We start from the raw sequence: 21,546 nt of genomic DNA, 5'->3' as shown, positions 1-21,546 counted from the left end.
AAGCCCGTTCTTGAGGGGTTGCTCGATCCCTGGTCGCGCCGACGATCGGCGCAGGGTCGTCGTTAGGCTGGGCCGGCTGCGGACCGCGCTGTCGAACGATGAACGCTTTTTTGACGCCGCCTGGGTTCGGCCGTCTTTGAACGCCTCTGGCGACAATCCAGGGACCGATGCCAGTTGCTTGAGGCCGGGTGGCCCACACGCCTGCAAGCTGGGCTGAGCCTTAGAGGTTGGCCTGTGCCCAGCACTGCTCGATCCAGTCCTCCAGCGCCTTCACCCGCTTGGGCTCGTAGCGGTTGTTCAGACGCACCAGGTGCACCGGCAGGCCCGTCAGGCCCCACTCCGGCAACAGCTCGACCAGCTCCCCCGAATCGACCCACTCCTGGAACAGCCAGCGCGGACCGGGATGGAAACCTGCGCCCTGGCGCACCGCCTGCAGGATGCCGCCCACGTTGTTGAGGTAGAACACCCCCTGCAACTCGACGCTGACCTCCTTGCCGTCGCGGTGCAGGCGCAAGCGCGTGCGGTGCCGTTCCTGGCCGAGCGAATAAAGGATGGCGCGGTGGGTGGTGAGGTCCTGCGGTTTTTCCGGCAAGCCGTGGGCGCGCACGTAGGCGAGGCTGGCGTACAGCCCGCTGGGCATGCTGCCGATGCGCCGGGTGAGCATGTCCGAGACCGGCAGTTCGCCCACGCGCAAGGCCAGGTCCATGGCTTCGCCGCGCAGGTCGATACGCGAATCCGATAGCACCAGGTCCAGCAGCACCTGCGGGTGTTGGCGCTGAAAGGCGGTCAGCCAGGGCACCAAGTGGCGTTCGCCGAAGTTGACCGGGGCGGTCATGCGCACCGTGCCGGCGATCAACGGCGAGCCGCCGTCGAGGTCGGCGATGACGCCTTCCATCTCGTCGATCAACGGTTTCATCAGTTCGTAGGCTCGCGATCCGGCTTCGGTCATGGCCACTTGCCGCGTGGTGCGGTTGAGCAGACGCACATTGAGGCGTTTTTCCAGCGAGGAAATCCGCCGGCTGACCGACGAAGGCTCTAGATCGTGGTCATCAGCGGCTTTGGTCAGGCTGCCGCGCTCGACGATGCGGAAAAACAAGCGCCATAGCGAAATGTCATCATTCATGCATAAACCGCAATTCTCTTTTGAATATTGTCCCCTTCAAGTGCACTTATCCCTCAAATACCATCCCTCGTCTACTCATGCATGGAAGGGAAGCGAGAGGCCATGGAAGTCAAGCAAGACGCCACTCGGAAGGCACTGGTGCTATGCGCGGTATGCCTGGCCGGTTTGATCCTGCCGTTGGAGTACACCGGCCCGGCCATGGCGCTGTCGGCCATCGGTGCGCAACTCGGCGGCAGCTCCGTCGCGTTGGCCTGGGTGGTCAACGCCTTCGCCTTGAGTTTCGGCAGCGCCATCATGGCCGCCGGTACCCTGGCCGACCTGTACGGCCGCAAGCGCATGTTCTGCTGGGGCATCGGCAGCTTCACGCTGTTGTCGATCGTGGTCAGTTGCGCGCCGAACGTGGTCTTTCTCGACCTGGTCCGCGGCCTTCAGGGCATCGCCGCCGCGCTGACCATGGCCGGCGGTTCGGCGACCCTGGCCCAGGAATTCCAGGGCCATGCGCGCACCCGCGCCTTCGGCCTGCTGGGCACCGCTTTCGGTCTGGGCCTGGCATTCGGACCGGTGGTTTCGGGCCTGTTGGTCGAGCATTTCAACTGGCGCGCCATCTTCCTGCTGGGCGCGGCCTTCGGCGCGCTGGCCTGGCTGCTGGCCGCGCCGCGCATGTTCGAAAGCCGCGATCCCGACGCCCGGCACCTGGACTGGGCCGGGGTGCTGAGCTTCAGCGCCATGCTGGTGGCACTGACCTTCGCCATCATGCAAGTGCCCGCCCAAGGCTGGCGTAGCGTCACGGTGGTCGGCCTGCTGCTGGGTGCGTTGCTGTTGCTCGCGCTGTTCGTTCGCATCGAGCGGCGCCAGGCGCGGCCCATGCTCGACCTGTCGCTGTTCGCCGACAGACGCTTCGTCGGCGTGCAACTGCTGCCCATCGCCACGGCGCTGAGTTTCATCGTGCTGCTGATCCTGCTGCCGCTGCGTTTCGTCGGCGTCGAGCAGTTGAGCGCCGGCCAGGCCGGGCTGCTGATGATGGGCCTGTCGCTGCCGATGCTGCTGGTGCCGTTCCTGGCCGCGCTGCTGGCGCGCCACATCGCCCCGGCCAACCTGTGTTGCGCCGGCCTGCTGTTGGCCGGCGTCGGCCTGCTCTGGCTGGCGCGGATCGAGGTCGGCGCCGATTGGCTGGCGCTGTGCCTGCCCATGCTGCTGATCGGCGTCGGCTCGGCCATGCCCTGGGGCCTGATGGACGACCTGTCGATCAAGGTGGTGTCGGTCGAACGCGCCGGCATGGCCACCGGCATCTTCACCACCATGCGCGCCTGTGGCGAGGCGGTGTGCGTCGCGGCCGCGCTGGCGATCCTCAACAGCCTGCTGCAACTGCCGCTGGACGCCGTACTGGCCGAGCCCGCCGCCAAAGCGGTAGCCGGCGAGCTGGCCACCGGCAGCTTCGCCGCCGCCCAAGCCAACGCCGCGGCCTTGACCCGCGCCGACCTCATGGCGCTGTACGGCGACGCCTTCGCTAGCCTGACCAACGGCCTGGCCGCGCTGACCCTGGCCGCCGCGCTGGTCAGCCGCTGGGCGCTGCGCGAGCCGCAGTCGGGTTACCAGGCCCCTGCCGCACCCCGTAGCCCACGGTGATACGGGCCGTGACGCGATCAACCAACGTCCTTGAGGAAGTCATGATGGAACGTGACAACAACCCCGCTGCGCCCTTGACCCTCGTGCCCATCGCGCAGGCTTTGCAGGGCAGCGGCGCCGATTGTTCGGAGCAGATGGTGGAGATCGCCCGATGGTGCACGTCGTACCTGTGCAACCCGCACCCGGAGCTGGGCCGCAGCGGCGCCGTCTGCCCGTGGTCGCCCCCGGCCATCAAGCGCGAAACCTTCTGGCTGGTCGATGTGGCCTTGGCCGGGCGCGACGACGAGGCCATCGCCGCGCAGCTGTCCGGCCTGATCGACACCTTCAAACAACGTGCTCCGCACAGCGGCAGCGCCACCCAGTTCAAGACCATCGTCTGCGTCCTGCACGGCCTGGACGATCCGGCGCGGGTCAACCACTACCACGCCCTGCTCAAGCCGCGCTTTCTCGCCGCTGGCCTGATGCTCGGCGAGTTCTATTCGCACTGCCCCAAGCCCGGGTTGCGCAGCGATCACTTCAACCCTTTGCGCTCGCCCGTGCCGCTGTTGGTGGTGCGGGAAATGGTCGAGCTGGACATCGCGTTCCTGTCCGACCAGCCGCAGTTCGTCGAAGCCTACCTGCGCACCCACGGCGCACGTGCGCACATCGGCATCAATTCGGTCCTGCACCAGGAAGACCGCTTGAGCCTGAGCAACGAGCAATGGGAGGTGCTGCGGCGTATCGCCAACCGTTGACGCAACCGTCCCCGTCCTTTTTGTCTGAGTGCCCTGGAGGCCCTAGAAATGCCCGTTCGTATGCCTGAGCCTTACCGTATCAAGATGGTCGAGCCACTCAGAACCACCACGCCCCAATACCGCCACCAGGCGCTGCACAAGGCGGGCCTCAACCCGTTCCTGCTGCGCGCCGACGACGTCTTCATCGACTTGCTGACCGACAGCGGCACCGGCGCCATGAGCGACCGCCAATGGAGCGCCATGCTCGCCGCCGACGAGTCCTACGCCGGCAGCAGAAGCTTCTTCAAGCTCAGCGATACCGTCGAGCGCCTGTTCGGCTACCCGCACACCATCCCCGTGCACCAGGGCCGCGGCGCCGAGCAGATCCTCTTCCCCTGCCTGGTCGAGCGCGCCCGCGAGCGCGGGGCGACGGCGCCGGTGTTCATTTCCAACCACCACTTCGACACCACCAAGGCCCACGTGGAAATCGCCGGGGCCCTGGTGAGGAACCTGATCTGCCCGGCCGCACTGGACACCGCACGGCACGACGACTGGAAAGGCAACTTCGACCTGGCGGCACTGGCCAACGAAATCGAGCTGCTCGGCGCGCACCAGGTAGCGGCCGTGGTGATCACCATCACCTGCAACAGCGTCGGTGGCCAGCCGGTGGCGATGGACAACATTCGCGACGCCGCCTCCATGGCGCGCCAGCACGGCATTCCGGTGGTCATCGATGCGGCGCGTTTTTCCGAAAACGCCTACTTCATCCAGCAGCGCGACCCGCTGTACCGCGACCGCTCGATCCATGAAATCGTCTTCGAAATGTTCCAGTACGCCGACATCTTCACCATGTCGGCCAAGAAAGACGCCATGGTCAACATCGGCGGCCTGTGCTGCTTCCGTGAAGAAGACGCGCTATTGCGGGCCGCTCAGCTGCGCTGCGTGCCGATGGAAGGCTTCATCACCTACGGCGGCTTGGCCGGGCGCGACCTGGAGGCCATGGCGGTGGGGCTGGACGAAGCCTGCGACGTGCATCACCTGGCCAGCCGCATCGGCCAGGTAACCTACTTGGCCGACCGCTTGCAGGCCGCAGGCGTGCCGATCCAGACCCCGGTCGGCGGCCATGCGGTGTTCGTCGACGCCGGCAAGATCCGCCCGGACGTGCCGGGGCACCATTTTCCGGCGCAGATGCTGGTCAACGCGCTGTACCTGGAGAGCGGCGTACGGGCCACGGAGATCGGTTCGCTGATGATGGGCCGCCACCCACAGACCCGCGAACAGGAACCGGCGCTGTTCGAGCTGATGCGCCTGACCATCCCGCGCCGTACCTACACCGACAACCACATGGACTACGTGGCCGACTCGCTGGTGGAGGTGATCGACCGCGCCGCCAGCCTGCGCCCGCTGGACTTCGTCTACGAGCCTCCGGTACTGCGCCAGTTCACCGCACGCTTCAAAGAAATCTGACCCACCCTTACCTCAGGATCATTTCCATGGGCCAAGCAAATACCCATGTCACGGCAGCGCACGAGGCTGACCGTACAGTAGAAGAGTATCTCGAGCTCGCGCGGGAAATACGCCACAAGCTGCGCGCCGAACAGGAAGTGAGCGACTCGCAGGGCACCTACAGCCCAAGCATGCACCAGTGGTTCCGCGAACACGGTTTCTACCGTTTGCTGCAACCCAAGCGCTATGGCGGCCACGAGCTGAGCCTGAGCGATTTCTACCGGGTGATGATCGAGATTTCCCAAGGCCATCCAGCCTTGGGCTGGAGCCTGACGCTGGCCGCCGGGCATGCGCTGACGCTGGCCTCGCACTGGCCGCAGGCGGTGCAGGACGAAGTGTTCGCCGGCGACGGGCACTTCATCGCGCCGCACCGCGCCTTCCCCGGCGGCACCTGCACCACGGTCGAAGGCGGCTACCGCGTGAGCGGCACCTTCGCCTACTGCACCGGCGTCACCTACTCCACCCATGCCATCGTCACGGTCATGCACACGCCCAAGACCGGGGTGCCACACAGCCTCGCCTGCCTGGTGCCGCGCGCGGACTTCACCATCCTCAACGACTGGGGCGGTAGCGAAATCCTCGGCATGCGCGCCAGCGGCTCGAACAGCATCCGCCTGGACGACGTCTTCGTCGCCGCCCAGTACGCCGTGCCCTTCGCTGGGTTCTTCGCCAACCAGAACGTACGCAGGGGCACTGCCGGTACGCGCCTGCACGGCAATCCGCTGTACTTGGGTTACCTCATGCTGCCCTACCACGCCAACCTGCTGGCACCGGTGATCGGCGCGGCGCGGGCGGCGCTGGACGAGTACCAGAGCCTGCTCAGGACGCAGCCGCACCCGCTCGATCCGAGCCAGACCCGCGGTGGCGATGCGCAGTACCAGCGTGCCTTCGGCCAGGCCCTGGCCATGACCGATGCCGCCGAAGCCACCCTGCTCTACACCTGCGAGCAGCACCAACGCCTGGCCCAGCGCTGGCAACGCAATGGCCAGCCGATCAGCGTGGCCGACAACGTACGCGCCTGGGGCGTGCTGCAACAGGCCGGCCGGCAAGCCTGCGAAGCGGTCGAACTGCTGTTCCGCACCTCGGGCACTTCGCAGGCGCGCTGCGACACGCGCATGCTGCGCTATTTCAGCGATGTCTCGATGTACCGCGGCCATGTCGGCGCGCAGTGGGAGTCGTTCTCGACCTACGTTGGCCGTGCCGAGCTGGGCATGCCCCTGGAGTTTCTCGAACTATGACCGCTTCCCATGCCGCAGGCGCCAGCATGACCCGTACCGGGCAACAATACTTGCAGGCCATCGACGATGGCCGCGCCGTGTTCATCAACGGCCAGTGCCTGACCCAACACAGTCAGCACCCGGCGTTTTCCGGCGCCGTGGCGTCGGTGGCCAAGCTGTACGACTATCAGGCCAGCCACCTCGACGAGATGGCCTTCGCCTTGAACGGCGAACGCCATGTGAGCAAGGCCTGGGAGCTACCGGTGCGCCACGAGCAATTGCTCGGCCGTGCCCACGCCTCCCTGGCCTGGGCCCGTCAGAGCCTCGGCTGGCTGGGCCGCAGCCCCGACCATGTGGCGGCGGCGCTGACCGGCATGATGACCCACATCGAGGTATTCGAAGCGCACTCGCCCGAGCGCGCCGCCGCGCTCAAGGGCTACTTCGACTACGCCCGCCAGCGCGATCTCTACCTCACCTACACCATCGTCAACCCCCAGGGCGACCGCTCGCGCAGCCCCGGCGAGCACACCGACAACCTCTACCACACCCTGGGTGTGGTGAAGGAGACCGACGCCGGGGTGATCGTCAAAGGCGCGAAGATGCTCGGCACCGCCGCCGTGCTGGCCGACGAAGTGCTGGTAGGCGTACAGAACCCGCTCAAGCCTGGGGTCGACGACCGCTACGCGCTGTCGTTCGCCTTGCCGCTCAACACGCCCGGCATCAAGATCCTCTCGCGCGCGTCCTACGCCGAAGGCAAGAACACCTTCGACCATCCGCTGAGCAGCCGCTTCGACGAAAACGACGCGCTGATCTACTTCGACAATGTGCTGGTGCCCTGGGAGCGCTTGTTCGTCCATGGCGACACCGCCATGTGCCGACGCCAGTTCCACGGCACCGCCGCCGAAGTGCTGATGGACACACAGAGCCTGGCCCGCCTGACCGCCAAGCTGCACTTCCTCACCGGCCTGGCGCAGCGCATGACCGAAGTCACCGGCGTCAGCGACTTTCCGGCAGTGCGCGAGATCCTCGGCGAGATGGCGTGCAACACGCTGATGATCGAGGGTCTGTTCAAAGGCCTGATCCATTGCCCGGTGACGCAGAACGGCTATGTGGTCCCGGACAAGAAGCACCTGTACATGTGCCAGGCGGTGGCGCAGTCGGTGTATCCGAAGTTCATCGAGGCGCTGCGCAAGCTGGCGGGCGGCGGTGTGATCATGCTGCCCTCACACGTCGACGACCTGCACCATCCCGAAGCCCGCGCGCTGGTCGAGCAGACGCAGTACTCCTCCAGCGCCACGCCGCTGGAGCGGGTGCAACTGATGAAGCTGGCCTGGGATGCGATGGGTTCGGAGTTCGGCTCGCGCCACTTGCAATATGAGATGTTCTATTCCGGCCCGCACTTCGTGGCGCTGGCGCGGGTGCACAGCGAGTACGACTGGGAGGCGGCCAAGGCGATGGCCTGTTCGGCGCTGGCGGATACGGCCGAGTTCGGCTGACCGGCCCCAGGTAGCGCAGGGCCTGGCTGCGCGATGCAGCCAGGTTCTGACGGGGCGCTAGCGGCGCTCGTGCGCCTGTTGCACTACGGCGTGCTTGAACAGGATCAGCGAGCCGGCCAGCAGCACCAGGTCCTTGAGCAGGAAGCCCGATTCCGCACCCAGCGCCGGAAATCCGCCTGCCGAGGCTTCCCAGGCTTCGGGAGTGGTGACGATCAGGCTCAGCGTCACCAGATAGGTCAGGCAGGAACCGGCAGCGGCCAGCAGCGTGATCCTGGCGGACCAGATACCGACGATCAGCCCTAGGCCGATCGACCACTCCGCCACCCCCAACAGGTAACTCGCCCCTTGAATGCCGAATACGCTGTGGGTCCAGGCCAACAACGGGCTGTTGCCGATCAACGGGATCAGCGCCTGGGCCTCGTAATCGAACCACTTGCTGTAGCCGAACAGCAGGAAGATCACGATCAGCGACCAGCGCATGCATTCGATTTCCAGAGGTGTCTGGATAAACCGCGTATTCAACAAAGCCTTCATCGTGGAGCCCCTTCAAACATAGAAAGACAGCGCGTGCGCACCGTGGAGGGCACGCACGATAGCCCTTGATGGGCGCTCGAAAAACAAGACAGCTGTTACGGTTTGTATGTGTCTGGTGCGCGCTAAACCATTACTTTTCGCAGGCCAAGTGGCGGATTCTTGGATGCCTTGAGACTCGGCTGAGATGGTACGTAACTATAGGTATACGTTTCAGTGGAAAGCCCTACAGGCTCGTAGGAAGAAGCCAGTCCTGCAAGCTTCGCCGCACCGAACTTCAGTGTGCTGCTCCCACTTTCTGGCATGGAATCCCTGGCAACGGCCACGCGCGCTTTGCGCAACAGATAATGCAACGCCCTCGGTGCTGGACAGCGGGCGTGTACGGAAGTTAACGGTCTGGGGCGGGCTATCGATAACGGACAACGCGCGCGCAACTTCACTCGCCCTCGAGCAACCCGTTGTACTGAGCACCGTCTCTGAGTGAATCGTCTTTTGGTTAACGGGGACACGCCATTGATCTGTTTCGCCCACGTTCAATTTTTCCTCGCCCGACTTGTCCATCGCGCTGAACATATATGAACCCTTCGCAAGTCCCGATTATTTTCTTCATCACGAATACGATTAGGGTGAAAAGCCCGGCGTTCATCGTGTAAATTCAAGCGCGCTTGAATCAGCACTCACTGACAAGCTGGCAAGGATGCCGAAACAGACGCTGACGCGCCGGTCGTTTCCTGCCAGCTTCTGCCCTGTAAGGATACTGCCTTGAACATCTCCCCTTTGCGCCGCTCGTTGTTGGCGCTCTCCATCGCAGCGACCACTGCCTCGGCCCATGCCGCCTCCGACTTCACGTACGACCTGAGCCAAGGTGCGTACAAGAGCAATGGCGATGCGTTCAACAACCTCACCTTCATCGGAACGTCGCAAAACGCAGGCGTGCAGCTGATTAACACCGCCGTAGCGGGTAGCCTGGTGAATCAGGGCAAGATCAATGTGACGGCTGCCGCCCCCCTCGATTTCCCCACCGGTATGTCCATCGTCGTTGGCACTACGATCGCCGGCGACTTGGTCAACCAAGGCGATATCACCGTGAGCGGGAACGCCGCCACGGGACTGGACCTGTACCAGACGACCATTACCGGCGACGTCACCAACAACGGCAAGATCACCGTAACCGGCGACCGTGCCGAAGCAATGTTGGTCACGTCGAGCCAGGCGCGCCTCAATAACACCGGCACCCTCACTGCGCGCGGCAACGGCGCCACAGGCATCGAGATCGAGAACGCCCGCTTCACCAATCAAAGCACCGGCGTTGCGCCCAATACCGACGTCAACAACAGCGGCACCATCTCGGCCGATGGCGTAGGCATTCACCTCGTCGGCCTCGACGAGGCCGGCATCGTCAACGGAGTCGGTAGATTCGACACCTTCGCCATCACCCAGACGGGCGGCCTGATCGAAGGCGGTACCGCGGCGATTCTGGCGCAGGAAGGTGCGGCACCTTCGTACTTCTACTGGCAAGGCGGGCAGGTCAAAGGCGACGTGCTGGGCCTGAGCGGCGTACTGGTGCAAGGGGACGCGACCTTCGACGGCTCGACCATCCGTGCCGGCTTCGTCGACATCGACGGCGGCCGCCTGACGCTGCTGCGACCGCAAACCACGATCGCCGGCGACCTCGACATGGACAGCGCCACCGCACGCCTGCGCCTGCTGCTGGACAACGACACCCTGCCCAACGCACCGATTCTGAAAGTCACCGGCAACACCTTCTTCGCGCCGGGCAGCCAGATCGAGCTGCAAGCCCGCTCCGACGACTTCCGTACTTCGGCCGACGGCACGCGCTACACCCTCCTCAACTCCGGCACTTGGGAAGACCCGCAGAACCTGTCCGTCGTGTCGTCCTCGGCGCTGCTCGAAGTCAGAAACTTCGGCATCGAAGGCCAGGACGTCAAAGCCCTGGTCGCGACGCGCAGCGACGAAGCGGTCACCGAAGACCTGCAAGAGGCCAATGGCTCGAGCAACGCGGTGAACGCCATCAAGCCGCTCAAGAACGCTGTCCTGGGCCAGTTGGACGAAACTGATCCAGTATTCCAGCGCTTCGCCAATGCCAGCACCCGCGAAGAGCTGGCCAAGCTGGCCGAAACTCTGACGCCGGATGTCAGCCGCGGCGTGGTGCATGCCGCGACCAATAGTCAGAACCTGGTCGCCGGCGCCATCCAGCAGCGCGCCAGCAAAGGGCGCAGCGGCCTGTCCTCCGGCGATGTGCGGGAGGAAAAAGGTGTCTGGATCCAGGCGCTGTCCGGCAACGCCGACCAGGACCGCCGCCATGGCGTCGACGGCTACGACGCCAACACCCAGGGCATCGCCGTGGGCGCCGACGGCAAGCTCAACGCTGACACAACCCTGGGCTTGGCCTACAGCTACCTCAACAGCAACGTCAAATCCGACCTGGGCCACAAGACCGACGTCGACGGCCACGCCCTGACCCTGTACGGCAACTGGACCCGCGACAACGTCTTCGTCGACACCTCGCTGATGTATGGCTGGAACGACAATGAGTCCAAACGCTACATCGCCGGCACTCGCGCCAAGGCCAACTACGACAGCGAAATCTTCGGCGTCAACGCCTTGGCCGGCTACACCTTGCAGCTCGACCGGCAGTGGCTGCTCGAACCGCAGATCGGCGCGCGCTACGCCAACGTGTCGATCGATTCGTACCGCGAAAAAGGCAGCTCGGCTGCCCTCAAGGTGGGCAGCCAGCGCTACGAAATCGGTGAAATGGGTGCGGGCGCACGCCTGGCGGCCGCCTTCGACGTCGGTGCCGGCAGCCTGGAGCCGGAAGCCAAGCTGATGGCCTGGCACGACTTCATCGGCGACAAGACCGGTACCACCTCGACCTTCCTGCTCGGCGGCAACGCCTTCACCACCACCGGCGCAACGCCGGCGCGCGACAGCTACGAGCTGGGTGTGGGCGCCAACTACCGGGTAGGCGCCTGGAGCGTGGGCGGGTCGTACAACTATGTGACCAGCAGTAGCTTCGATGCCGATACGTTCAGTGCGAACGTGCGCTACGACTTCTGATCGACGCCTTTGTCTGAAACCACAAGGCCCGCGAATGCGGGCCTTGTGGCGAGGCGTCGAGCATTGCCGCCTACCACCCTATTCCAGGGTTTCGACCACCCCTTGATCCTCCCCCAGGAACCCGCCGCTCTGGTGCTGCCAAAGCCGAGCGTAGGTGCCATTCCTGGTCAGTAGCTCGGCATGGCTGCCCTGCTCGATGATGCGCCCATTGTCCATGACGATCAGCCGGTCCATCGCAGCGATGGTCGACAGCCGATGCGCGATGGCGATGACGGTCTTGCCCTGCATCATCTCGTCGAGGCTTTCCTGGATCGCCACTTCCACTTCCGAATCCAGCGCGCTGGTGGCTTCGTCCAGCAGCAGGATGGGCGCGTCCTTGAGCATGACGCGGGCGATGGCCACGCGCTGGCGCTGGCCGCCGGAGAGCTTGATGCCGCGCTCGCCGACCAGGGTGTCGTAACCGCTGTGGCCGTGCTTGTCGCTCAATTGCTGGATGAAGCCGTCGGCCTGGGCATGGGTGGCCGCACGGCGGATCTGCTCGTCGGTGGCGTCGGGTCTGCCATAGGCGATGTTGTCGCGAATCGAGCGGTGCAGCAGCGAGGTGTCCTGCGTGACCATGCCGATTGCGCTGCGCAGACTGTCCTGCGTCACTTCGGCGATGTTCTGGCCGTCGATGCTGATGGCACCGCTGTCGACATCGTAGAAACGCAACAGCAGGTTGATCAGCGTGGATTTGCCCGCGCCGGAGCGGCCGACCAGGCCGATCTTCTCGCCGGCGGCAATATCGAGGCTCAAGCCGTCGAGCACCTGGCGTTCGCCGTTGTAGTTGAAACTCACCTGGTCGAAACGCACCGCCCCGCCGCGGGTCTGCAGCACGCCGGCCTCGGGCGCGTCCTGGACCTTGGGGCCACGGGTGAGCGTGTCCATGCCGTCCTGTACGGTGCCGATGCTTTCGAACAGCGAGGTCATCTGCCACATGATCCAGTGCGACATGCCGTTGATGCGCAGGGCCATGGCGGTGATGGCGGCCACCGCGCCGGCGCCCACGGCGTCCTGATGCCAAAGCCACAGCGCATAGCCGCCAGCGCCCATGATCAGGCCGACCACCAGCACCTGGTTGGCGATCTCGAACTGGCTGACCAGGCGCATCTGGCGAAAGCCGGTCTGCTTGAAGTCTTCCATCGCCGCCCGTGCGAAGTGCGCTTCGCGTTTGGAATGGGAGAACAGCTTGACCGTGGTGATGTTGGTGTAGGCATCGGAGATGCGCCCGGTCATGGACGAGCGCGCGTTGGCCTGCTCCTGCCCCACACGGCCCAGGCGCGGCACGAAGTACCACAGGGTCAGGCCGAACAGCGCGAGCCAGGCCAGGAACGGCACCATCAGCCGGGGTGCGAAGCCGCCCGCCAGGGCGACGATGGCCACGAAGTACACCCCGATACCGGGGATGATTTCGACCAGGGTGAACAGCACTTCACGCACGGCCAGCGCCGTCTGCATGACCTTGGTGGTGACCCGTCCGGAGAATTCGTCGGAAAAGAACGACAGGCTCTGGCGCAGCATCAGCCGGTGGAAGTCCCAGCGCAGGCGCAGCGGCAGGTTGATCGCCAGCACCTGGTGCTGCACCAGCGTGCGCAACGACACCAGCACGATGCTGACCACCAGTACGATGCCGACGCCCCACAGCACATGGCGCTCCTGGTCGCTGACAACGCCGCCGACCTTCCAGGTGGAGAGCAGGTCCACGACCTGGCCCAGGAAAGAGAAGAGCCAGGCTTCGTAGATCGAGACCGCGGCGCTGAGCAGCGCCATCATCAGGATGTAACGGCGGGCGCCGCGGGTGCAGGCCCACAGGAAGCGCGCCAGGCCCATGGGCGGCGGTGGCGCTTCGTCGGGGGGAAAGGGGTCTAGCCAGCGTTCGAAGGCGCGCAGCATGGGGGGCTCCAGGTAGGTCGACGGGGCGATTTTGCCAGCAATCGTCGGTAGTTGACCTGTTGGGCGGGCCGAATGCTGCGTTCGCGTGCATCGGACGATGCGACCTGGGTGCGCTGGCCTAAGTCTGCCAGGCCAACGCAGACGGCTTGGTCAAGCCCCAGGCAGGCGGACGCGAGGGCATAAACGAGCCCCGCTCAGCCCCGTTGCGCCAGGTATTGCTCCACAGCCTCGGTATCCCCCACGAACTCGACGCGCTCGCCCTTGGCTTGCCGCTGATGCGCATACATCGGGTCGTAGTACTCGTGCAGAAGGCCTTCGATCCAGGCGCGATGCAGCTCCACCGAACCCGAGCCGCGCTGCGCGTCCAGCGCCGCCGCCATCAACGCACGCAAGCGCTGGTGGCGCTCGCCGCCAAGACGCTTGTGGATGTTGTCCAGGCTCTGCAACAGGCGCTCGGCGAACCGCTCGAAGCCGTGTTCCTCGCCATGCTCGCCGAGGAATTCCGCGCTCAGGTCGGTCACGTAGTCACGCAGGATACGTTCGACACGGTTCTCGAAACTGTCCTCCAGCCATATCAGCGGGTAACGCTGCATGCCCTGATACAACCCGATGGGCACGTTGCAGCTGCCCACGGTGCGGCCCTCGTCCTCGAGCACGAAACGGTGAATGCCGGCATGGCGTTTCTTCAGGACATCGATGGCCAGACGGTTCTCGAAATCGATCTGCGCCGGCTGCCCGGTAGCACGCTTGCCAAAGCTCGATCCGCGATGGTTGGCGTGGCCTTCCAGATCCAATGCGTCAGGCCGCTTGGCCAGCACCTCGGTCTTGCCCGTGCCGGTCATGCCGCCAAGCACCACGAAATCGCACTGCGCAACGGCCTGCTCCAGGGTTTCGATGAGGAAGGTGCGCATCGCCTTGTAACCGCCCACCACGCGCGGATAGTCGATGCCCGCTTCGCGCAGCCACTGCTGCACGATCTGCGAGCGCAGGCCGCCGCGAAAGCAGTACAGATAACCTTGCGGATTGTCCTGGACGAATTGCGTCCAAGCGGCGATCCGGCGCGCCTTGACCTCGCCGCAGACGAGCTGATGGCCAAGCCGGATGGCCGCATCCTGCCCCTGCTGCTTGTAGCAGGTACCCACCTTCTGGCGTTCCACATCGGTCATCAACGGCAGGTTGAGCGTGCCTGGGAACGCGCCTTTGCCGAACTCCACCGGCGCGCGGGTATCCATCATCGGCGTGTCGTTGAGAAACAGCGGGTGAAAGTCGCGGACGTCCTCGCGCATCAGAACACTTCGACAGCGTGAGGCTGTCGCTCCACCAGTACGCCGATGGGCGCAAGGTTCAGGCCCAACTGGGCAGCGGCGGCCAAGAACGCTTCCTCACCCTCTTCATTGACCGCAACCAGCAGGCCGCCGCTGGTCTGTGGATCGCAGAGCAGGTCGCGCTGGGCATCGGTGATGACCGCGATGCGCTCGCCATAGCTGTCGAAATTGCGCAACGTGCCGCCCGGCACGCAGTCCTGTGCCAGGTAGTGTTCGACCCCCGGCAGTCGCGGTACGGCGGCATAGTCGAGGCGCGCGGTGAGGCCGGCACCGTCGGCCATTTCCACCAAATGCCCCAGCAAGCCGAAGCCGGTGACGTCGGTCATCGCCGTGACGCTGTCGAGCTTGCCGAAATGGCTGCCCGGTTTGTTCAACGTGCACATCCAGTCGCGGGCAAGGCCGACATCCTCGGGGCGCAGCTTGGACTTCTTTTCGGCGGTGGTGAGGATGCCGATGCCCAGCGGTTTGGTCAGGTACAAGCGGTCGCCCACCTGGGCCGTGTCGTTGCGCTTCATGTGCCGCTTGTCGACCACACCGGTCACCGCCAGGCCGAAGATCGGCTCCGGAGCATCGATGGAATGGCCGCCTGCCAGCGGGATGCCGGCCGCATCGCAGACGGCCCGACCACCGCGAATGACCTCACGTGCGACCTCCGCCGGCAACAGGTTCACCGGCCAGCCGAGGATGGCGATGGCCATCAGTGGATTGCCGCCCATCGCGTAGATGTCGCTGATGGCGTTGGTGGCGGCGATACGCCCGAAATCGAAGGGATCGTCGACGATGGGCATGAAGAAGTCGGTGGTCGACACCACGCCGCGTTTTTCGTCCAGCGCGTACACGGCCGCGTCGTCACGCGAGGCGTTGCCGACCCAAAGGTTGGGGTCCAGATTCTGCGCGCCGCTGCCGGCCAGGATCACATCCAGCACCTTTGGGGAAATCTTGCAGCCGCAACCGGCGCCGTGGCTGTACTGGGTCAGGCGGATCGGCTCACTCATGGCGATTTTCTCTGCAATTCGAAAACAGGGTGCGGATTCTAGCAAAGCTGGCCTTTCTCGCCCTACCTCCTATAATCGCGGCGCTCTTCACCGGCGCTGCCAGCGGCGTCTTTTCGTTTTTTCCGCCATTGAACCGGAGAACTCACCATGCTCAAGCGCACCCTGTCGCTGGTCGCAGGCTTTGCCCTGTCCGTTTCCGCCCTGGCCAGCCATGCCGCCGAAATCTTGCGGGTCTCGGCAATTCCCGACGAGGCGCCCACCGAATTGCTGCGCAAGTTCAAACCGCTGGGCGAGTACCTCGAACAGCGATTGGGCATGAAGGTGCAGTTCGTGCCGGTGGCGGACTACCCTGCCGTGGTCGAAGCGCTGGCCTCGGATCGCCTGGACATGGCATGGCTGGGCGGCTTCACCTTCGTTCAGGTGCAGCAGAGAACCGGTAATGCGGTGCCTCTGGTGCAACGCGAGCAGGACGCCCAGTTCACCAGCAAATTCATCACGGCCAGGGACGATGTGAAATCCTTGAGCGACCTCAAGGGCAAGACGTTCGCCTTCGGCTCGATCTCCTCGACCTCGGGCAGCCTGATGCCGCGTTATTTCATGCTCAAGGACGGCATCAAGCCGGAGTCCTTCTTCAGCCGTATCGGCTATTCCGGGGCCCACGACGCTACCGTCGCCTGGGTGCAGGCGGGCAAGGTCGATGCGGGCGTGCTCAATGCCAGCGTGTGGGACAAGCTGGTCGCTAACGGTAAGGTCGACACCAGCAAAGTGAAAGTATTCGCCACCACACCGACCTATTTCGACTACAACTGGACGGTGCGCGGCAGCCTCGATCCGGCGTTGGCGCAAAAGATCAAACAGGCGTTCCTGGCGCTCGACCCCGCCAAGCCCGAGCAAAAGGCGATACTGGACTTGCAGGCGGCAAGCCGCTTCATAGAAACCAAGCCTGAAAACTACACCGGTATCGAAGAGGCCGCGCGCGCCGCCGAACTGCTGAAATGACCCTGCGTCTGGCCGGCGCCGGCCTACGCCACGGCAACGGCGTGCAGGCGCTGCGGGATCTGAACCTCACGGTCGCAGAGGGCGAGCGCGTGGCGATCATCGGCCCGTCCGGCGCCGGTAAGTCGAGCCTGCTCAATCTGCTGGCAACCGCACTGCCGCCCAGTGCGGGCGAGCTGGAGGTGCTTGGCCGGCAGCCCTGGCAGTTGTCGGCCCGGGCACGTCAGCGCCTGCGCGCGCAGGTCGGGCTGATTCATCAGGCGCCGCCGCTGCCGCCACGCCAACGCGTGGTCACTGCCGTGCTGGCCGGCAGGCTCGGTCAATGGGGGCTGAGCAAGAGCCTGCTCAACCTGCTGCATCCGGTGGACATCCCAGGCGCCCGTGCCGAGCTGGAAAAACTCGATATGGCCGACAAGCTGTTCGTACGCTGCGGCCAGCTTTCCGGTGGCCAGCTGCAACGGGTCGGCATTGCCCGCGCCCTGTACCAGGCGCCGCACTTGCTGCTGGCCGACGAGCCGGTCTCGGCGATGGATCCGCGCCTGGCCGAGCATACGTTGTCACTGCTTTGTCAGGATGCCGAGTCGAGGCGCATCACCCTGATCGCCAGCCTGCACGCGGTCGAGCTGGCACTGCGGCATTTTCCCCGCATCATTGGCATCCGTGCCGGCTCGATCGCCTTCGATCTACCCAGCACGCAGGTGGACCAGGCACGGCTCGATGCGCTGTACGCCAACGAGCAACTGCAACCGCTCCCCCAAGGCAGCGACCCTGCGGCTACCTGGGCTGCGCGATGCTGAGCAGCGACAGACGCGACCCGGCCGCCGGCCCACGCCTGCTGCTCAGCGTGCTGGCCATCCTGCTGCTCTGGCCCGGTGTACGGTTGGCCGAGCTGGACCTGAGCGTGCTGGTATATCCAGACAGCACGCAATCGATGGGGAGTTTCCTCGAAGGCTTCTGGCCGCCGGCACGAGATAAGGATTTCCTCACCCTGCTGCTCGATGCCACGCTGCAGACACTGGCCATCGCCACGGCGGGCCTGTCGCTGGCGCTACTGCTGGCCGCGCCGGCGAGCCTGCTGGCCAGTCGGGCACTGTCCTTCTCGAGGGTCGACCGAGGCCGTCCGGGCACGCTGGGCCAGTGCGTGCGCTGGCTCGCGCGCATCGTGCTGATCCTCCTGCGTAGCGTGCCGGAGATCGTCTGGGCGCTGCTGTTCGTCCGTGCGGTGGGCCTTGGGCCCACCGCGGGTGTGTTGGCCATCGCCATCACCTACGCCGGCATGCTCGGCAAGGTCTATGCGGAAATCTTCGAATCGGTGGACCAACGCCCGCGGCACGCGCTCGTGCAGGCCGGCGCCGGTCGTTTGGCTGCGTTCTTCTACGGCGTGCTTCCCGAGGCAATCGCCGAGCTGACGTCCTACACCGTCTACCGTTGGGAATGCGCCGTACGCGCCTCGGTGGTGATGGGCTTCGTGGGCGCCGGTGGGCTGGGTCAACAGCTCGACCTGTCGATGCGCATGTTCGCCGGCGCCGAAGTTGCCAGCATGCTGCTGACCTTTCTGATTCTGGTACTGCTTGCCGACCAGCTCAGCCGCCTGCTGCGCAGGAGGCTGGCATGAGACGCATCACCTCGGCCCTGATCGTGGCGGGCATTCTGATCTCGATCGTCGGCTCGTTCTGGTATCTGGATCTCGACCTGGCCGGCCTGGCCACCTCCGCAAGCCTCGACCAGATGGCAGGCTATGCCGCTCGCTTCATGCGTCCCGACTTCAGCGCAGGGCATTTGCGGGCCATCGCAGGCGCAACGCTGGAAACCCTGGCGATGTCGGCGATGGGCACCTTGCTCGCCGCGCTGGCCGGCCTCGCCTTGGCCCTGCCTGCCGCCGGTCGAATGGGCTGGCCGCTGCAGACATTCACGCGCCTGCTGCTCAACGCCTTGCGGGCGATCCCGGAATTGGTGTGGGCCGTATTGATGGTGCTGGCCGCAGGCCTGGGGCCCAACGCGGGCACACTGGCGTTGGCCCTGCACACGGCAGGCGTGCTGGGTCGGCTGTTTGCGGAAGCCCTGGAAAACACCCCGGAACACCCTGCCGCTGCCATCCGTTTGCAAGGCGGCAGTGCCTGGCTGGCGTTCTGCTACGGCACCTTGCCCACCCTGTGGCCGCAGCTCCTGGCCTACACTCTGTACCGCTGGGAAAACAACATCCGCATGGCTACGGTGATGGGTTTCGTGGGGGCCGGGGGGCTGGGGCAGATGCTCTATGTCAGCCTTAGCCTGTTCCAGGAAGCCCAGGCGAGCACGGTGATAATTGCCATGGTGTTGCTGGTGCTGGCGGTGGATGCCTTGAGTGGCTGGTCGCGGCAGCGTTGGGCGTGAGTTGGGCGTCGATGATGATGCTTGCGCAGGGCGGCAATGTTTAGAGAGACGACTGGCAGGTGATTCCAGGCCGAATTGCCTTGGGCAAATCACTCAAGGACAGCCAGCCCAGGCGCGCAGGACGGCGTGTGGCGGTGTCACCGACACGGGTGAGTTCAAGCTCGCCAACGCCTTCGTAGGCCATGTCATTGGGTAGGCGAACGGTTTGATGCTCGCCGTTTCAACCGCATCCATCCGTCACCCCCCCCTCCAGCCCCCGCCCAAGCTGCCGATTACCCTACTAATCGCAGCCTCCCCCTTTTCAATCGAGTCCACCCCATGAACCCATTCTCCCGTCTGAAAAAAGCCCGGAGCGATCATCAAGGCACCGTCACGGTCAACAGCACTGCCAACGACCTGGACGCCGCCCTCGCCGCCTTACGCATCACCCCCACCCTGATCACCGGTTTCATCTCGCCGCATCTGGACATCGATGCCATCTCCGCCAAGCTCAAACGCCGCTTCCCCCACTCCACCGTCAGCCTGTGCACCACCTCCGGCGAACTCTGCAACGTACCCAATTCGCTGTATTGCGCGACCGGTGAGCGCTGGGACCGGGTGGTATTGCAGCTATTCGACGACAGCCTGATCGCCTCGGCCGAAGTGGTGATGGTGCCGTTGGAGTGTGAGGACATTCGCGGTGGCGGTAAGCGGTTGGGGATGCAGGAGCGGATTGCCAAGTTGGTGGCCAACATCAAGCGGGTGCAGGTACGCATGTCGATCGATCATCGCGATACGTTGGCGTACGTGGTCTTCGACGGGTTGTCGGCGTCGGAGTCGTTCTTCATGGAAGCGCTGTATGAGTCTGGGCGGTTTCCTTGTTTGTTTGTAGGGGGATCGGCCGGGGGTAAGTCGGATTTCCAAAAGACGCTGATTCATGACGGTCAGCGCAGTTATCAGAACCATGCTCAGATCGTGTTCCTGAAGACGGCGGCGCATGTGCGGTTCGGGGTGTTCAAGAGCCAGAACTTCAAGCCGGCGGATTTGACCTTCAGTGTGCTGACTGCGTCGGTCGAGGACCGCACGATCGATCAGGTGATCGACAGCGACGGCAACATCAAGAGCATGGTGCAAGCGCTGTGTGATGCGTTCGATTGCGCCCCCCAGGCGCTGGAGTCGAAGCTGGCGGACTATTCGTTTGCGATTCGGGTGGGCAGCGAGTTGTTTGTGCGGTCCATTGCGCGCATCGATTACGAGCAGCAGATCGTACAGTTGTTTTGCGACGTGGCGCCGGGCGAGGAGTTGGTGATGGTGCGGCGCACGCCGTTGCGTGAGGCGACGCGCCGGGATTATGAGCAGTTCCTGCGCGGCAAGGGTGGCCAGCCGGTGGCGGGGATCTTGAACGACTGCATTTTGCGCCGGCTGAACAACGGCGCCGAGCTGGGCAGCATGGCCGGCATTTTTGGTGATGTACCGTTGACGGGGTTTTCGACCTTTGGGGAGATCCTGGGTTTGAACCTGAACCAGACGCTGACGGCGATTTTCTTCTTTCGGGTGACCAAGGGCGCGAGTTTCAGTGACGAGTACGTGGACGACTTCATCGCCCACTACGGCGAGTTCAAGGCGTTCTTTCTACGGCGCCAGGTGAAGAAGTTGGCTGGGCTGAACCATGTGGTGGTCAAGCAGATCAGCGCATTCAAGAACAAAGACTTCAGCACTACCCTCAATACCCGTGGGCTGGACCGCAATATCCTGCACGTGTTCGAAGGCTTGGCAGACTTGGGCATGGTGTTGGCCCATGCCGAGCGCCAGCAGGAAGACATCGCTGCGCAGCTCAAGCATTACTCGGGTGAGTTGCACGCGTCGATGGACGAACTTGTGGGTACGATCGACCAGCAGAACGCCGTGTCTACCCAGGCAGGGACGACGGTGGAAGGGCTTTCCAGCCAAGCGGATGTGGCGGTGGAAGGTGCGCGCACGCTGGCCGGGTCGAGTCTGCGCATCCAGTCGATCGTGCAGGTGATCCAACAGATCGCCGGGCAGACCAACCTGCTGGCGCTCAACGCCGCCATTGAAGCGGCGCGCGCGGGCGACCTGGGCCGGGGTTTTGCGGTGGTGGCGGACGAAGTACGCAAACTGGCAGAAATCACCCGTAAGAATGCGGCGGAAATCGGCGTGGACATTGACCTGCTGTCCAGCGAGATCCAGCGTGTTGCCCAGCAGATCGAGGACCAATCCACTAGCGTCGGCGCGTTGCGCGAAATGCTCAATGCGCTTGAGGCGTCGAGCCGCGCGACCGAGGGTACGGCGCAACGCACTAAAAACATTGCGGACACGTTGACCGGGCTCACCCATGCGTAGGCGCAAGTCGAGTCGACTGGGCGACCACGCCCATCGGCGATGAGCCGCTGCTGCGCCTGACAGATACGCGGTTTCAGGCTTTTTTGGTCAGATTGAATAGATGACTGGGCCACATCCAACGCGGACCCGATCTCTCGCGGGTGCTTTAGCGAGTGTCGAATAGCGTCTTGTGTTTAGGCGAAGCTTATGACCGATCTGCCCATAGCGCATTTCCGGATAGGTAACGGCGGAAATGACGATCCGATTGTTTCGCGCCGCCTATGCGGCAAGTCGTAACAGGACCGACTCTGGACGT

Annotated in this window: 16 protein-coding genes; 11 read left to right on the top strand and 5 right to left on the bottom strand. The window is 64.4% G+C overall.

What is annotated here, in order from left to right; translation table 11 throughout:
- Window positions 1-220: 220 nt before the first annotated feature.
- Window positions 221-1,123, bottom strand: a complete 903-nt coding sequence (locus tag B4M43_RS05085; protein WP_296264788.1) for a LysR family transcriptional regulator — start codon at window positions 1,121-1,123, stop codon at window positions 221-223.
- 102 nt (window positions 1,124-1,225) lie between these two features.
- Here B4M43_RS05085 and B4M43_RS05080 point away from each other — a divergent pair, with 102 nt between their 5' ends.
- From B4M43_RS05080 to B4M43_RS05060, 5 genes are read left to right on the top strand one after another with little or no spacing between them, the layout of a single operon-like run.
- The gene (locus tag B4M43_RS05080) at window positions 1,226-2,749 is read left to right on the top strand and encodes an MFS transporter (protein ID WP_296264787.1); all 1,524 of its coding nucleotides are present in this window, start codon (window positions 1,226-1,228) and stop codon (window positions 2,747-2,749) included.
- Window positions 2,750-2,793: 44 nt separating this feature from the next.
- Window positions 2,794-3,483, top strand: coding sequence for a DUF6875 domain-containing protein (locus B4M43_RS05075; RefSeq protein ID WP_296264785.1), 690 nt, complete (start codon window positions 2,794-2,796; stop codon window positions 3,481-3,483).
- 48 nt (window positions 3,484-3,531) lie between these two features.
- Window positions 3,532-4,929: a tryptophanase gene (locus B4M43_RS05070; protein WP_296264784.1), complete on the top strand. Its 1,398-nt coding sequence runs from the start codon at window positions 3,532-3,534 to the stop codon at window positions 4,927-4,929.
- A 26-nt stretch (window positions 4,930-4,955) separates the two neighbouring features.
- Window positions 4,956-6,206 (top strand): hypothetical protein, encoded by a 1,251-nt coding sequence (locus tag B4M43_RS05065; RefSeq protein WP_296264782.1) that lies wholly within the window; start codon window positions 4,956-4,958, stop codon window positions 6,204-6,206.
- A complete protein-coding gene (locus tag B4M43_RS05060; RefSeq protein ID WP_296264780.1) occupies window positions 6,203-7,681 on the top strand; it encodes a 4-hydroxyphenylacetate 3-hydroxylase family protein in 1,479 nt (492 codons plus the stop codon). The genes B4M43_RS05065 and B4M43_RS05060 overlap by 4 nt, the downstream gene beginning before the upstream one ends.
- A gap of 57 nt (window positions 7,682-7,738) precedes the next feature.
- On the opposite strand, the gene B4M43_RS05055 is transcribed toward B4M43_RS05060, so the two are convergent.
- Window positions 7,739-8,215, bottom strand: coding sequence for a YkgB family protein (locus B4M43_RS05055; RefSeq protein WP_296264778.1), 477 nt, complete (start codon window positions 8,213-8,215; stop codon window positions 7,739-7,741).
- Window positions 8,216-8,974: 759 nt separating this feature from the next.
- Between B4M43_RS05055 and B4M43_RS05050 the strand changes: the two genes are divergently transcribed.
- Complete coding sequence (locus B4M43_RS05050; protein ID WP_296264776.1) at window positions 8,975-11,290, top strand: autotransporter outer membrane beta-barrel domain-containing protein; 2,316 nt, start codon at window positions 8,975-8,977, stop codon at window positions 11,288-11,290.
- 78 nt (window positions 11,291-11,368) lie between these two features.
- On the opposite strand, the gene B4M43_RS05045 is transcribed toward B4M43_RS05050, so the two are convergent.
- The 3 genes from B4M43_RS05045 to selD form a co-directional block, all read right to left on the bottom strand.
- Window positions 11,369-13,222, bottom strand: coding sequence for an ABC transporter ATP-binding protein (locus B4M43_RS05045; RefSeq protein ID WP_296264774.1), 1,854 nt, complete (start codon window positions 13,220-13,222; stop codon window positions 11,369-11,371).
- Window positions 13,223-13,416: 194 nt separating this feature from the next.
- The gene (mnmH, locus tag B4M43_RS05040; protein WP_296264772.1) at window positions 13,417-14,508 is read right to left on the bottom strand and encodes a tRNA 2-selenouridine(34) synthase MnmH; all 1,092 of its coding nucleotides are present in this window, start codon (window positions 14,506-14,508) and stop codon (window positions 13,417-13,419) included.
- Window positions 14,508-15,542 carry a selenide, water dikinase SelD gene (gene selD, locus B4M43_RS05035; protein WP_296264770.1) on the bottom strand — a complete coding sequence of 345 codons (1,035 nt, stop codon included), beginning with the start codon at window positions 15,540-15,542 and terminating at the stop codon, window positions 14,508-14,510. Before selD ends, mnmH begins: the two co-directional genes overlap by 1 nt.
- 147 nt (window positions 15,543-15,689) lie before the next feature.
- Here selD and B4M43_RS05030 point away from each other — a divergent pair, with 147 nt between their 5' ends.
- The 5 genes from B4M43_RS05030 to B4M43_RS05010 all read left to right on the top strand — a co-directional run bounded on the left by B4M43_RS05030 (window position 15,690) and on the right by B4M43_RS05010 (window position 21,251).
- On the top strand, window positions 15,690-16,541 hold the full coding sequence (locus tag B4M43_RS05030; protein ID WP_296264768.1) for a putative selenate ABC transporter substrate-binding protein: 852 nt from the start codon (window positions 15,690-15,692) through the stop codon (window positions 16,539-16,541).
- Entirely contained in the window at window positions 16,538-17,335 is a 798-nt protein-coding gene (locus tag B4M43_RS05025; RefSeq protein WP_296264765.1) for a phosphonate ABC transporter ATP-binding protein, read from the top strand. The genes B4M43_RS05030 and B4M43_RS05025 overlap by 4 nt, the downstream gene beginning before the upstream one ends.
- Window positions 17,329-18,153: a phosphonate ABC transporter, permease protein PhnE gene (gene phnE, locus B4M43_RS05020; RefSeq protein WP_296264764.1), complete on the top strand. Its 825-nt coding sequence runs from the start codon at window positions 17,329-17,331 to the stop codon at window positions 18,151-18,153. Before B4M43_RS05025 ends, phnE (B4M43_RS05020) begins: the two co-directional genes overlap by 7 nt.
- Window positions 18,150-18,911, top strand: coding sequence for a phosphonate ABC transporter, permease protein PhnE (gene phnE, locus B4M43_RS05015; RefSeq protein ID WP_296264763.1), 762 nt, complete (start codon window positions 18,150-18,152; stop codon window positions 18,909-18,911). Before phnE (B4M43_RS05020) ends, phnE (B4M43_RS05015) begins: the two co-directional genes overlap by 4 nt.
- 318 nt (window positions 18,912-19,229) lie before the next feature.
- Window positions 19,230-21,251, top strand: coding sequence for a methyl-accepting chemotaxis protein (locus B4M43_RS05010; protein ID WP_296264761.1), 2,022 nt, complete (start codon window positions 19,230-19,232; stop codon window positions 21,249-21,251).
- Window positions 21,252-21,546 lie beyond the last annotated feature (295 nt).

Source organism: Pseudomonas sp. UBA6562 (assembly GCF_002434265.1).
Lineage (GTDB): Bacteria > Pseudomonadota > Gammaproteobacteria > Pseudomonadales > Pseudomonadaceae > Aquipseudomonas.
The sequence above is the reverse complement of the archived record's forward strand: the minus strand, read 5'-3'. Positions and strand labels throughout refer to the sequence as shown.

Bases quoted from the DNA above. Each gene is read 5' to 3' on its own strand.
- B4M43_RS05085 (WP_296264788.1), bottom strand. From the start codon at position 1,123: ATGAATGATGACATTTCGCTATGGCGCTTGTTTTTCCGCATCGTCGAG.
- B4M43_RS05080 (WP_296264787.1), top strand. From the start codon at position 1,226: ATGGAAGTCAAGCAAGACGCCACTCGGAAGGCACTGGTGCTATGCGCG.
- B4M43_RS05075 (WP_296264785.1), top strand. From the start codon at position 2,794: ATGGAACGTGACAACAACCCCGCTGCGCCCTTGACCCTCGTGCCCATC.
- B4M43_RS05070 (WP_296264784.1), top strand. From the start codon at position 3,532: ATGCCCGTTCGTATGCCTGAGCCTTACCGTATCAAGATGGTCGAGCCA.
- B4M43_RS05065 (WP_296264782.1), top strand. From the start codon at position 4,956: ATGGGCCAAGCAAATACCCATGTCACGGCAGCGCACGAGGCTGACCGT.
- B4M43_RS05060 (WP_296264780.1), top strand. From the start codon at position 6,203: ATGACCGCTTCCCATGCCGCAGGCGCCAGCATGACCCGTACCGGGCAA.
- B4M43_RS05055 (WP_296264778.1), bottom strand. From the start codon at position 8,215: ATGAAGGCTTTGTTGAATACGCGGTTTATCCAGACACCTCTGGAAATC.
- B4M43_RS05045 (WP_296264774.1), bottom strand. From the start codon at position 13,222: ATGCTGCGCGCCTTCGAACGCTGGCTAGACCCCTTTCCCCCCGACGAA.
- mnmH (WP_296264772.1), bottom strand. From the start codon at position 14,508: ATGCGCGAGGACGTCCGCGACTTTCACCCGCTGTTTCTCAACGACACG.
- selD (WP_296264770.1), bottom strand. From the start codon at position 15,542: ATGAGTGAGCCGATCCGCCTGACCCAGTACAGCCACGGCGCCGGTTGC.
- B4M43_RS05030 (WP_296264768.1), top strand. From the start codon at position 15,690: ATGCTCAAGCGCACCCTGTCGCTGGTCGCAGGCTTTGCCCTGTCCGTT.
- B4M43_RS05025 (WP_296264765.1), top strand. From the start codon at position 16,538: ATGACCCTGCGTCTGGCCGGCGCCGGCCTACGCCACGGCAACGGCGTG.
- phnE (WP_296264764.1), top strand. From the start codon at position 17,329: ATGCTGAGCAGCGACAGACGCGACCCGGCCGCCGGCCCACGCCTGCTG.
- phnE (WP_296264763.1), top strand. From the start codon at position 18,150: ATGAGACGCATCACCTCGGCCCTGATCGTGGCGGGCATTCTGATCTCG.
- B4M43_RS05010 (WP_296264761.1), top strand. From the start codon at position 19,230: ATGAACCCATTCTCCCGTCTGAAAAAAGCCCGGAGCGATCATCAAGGC.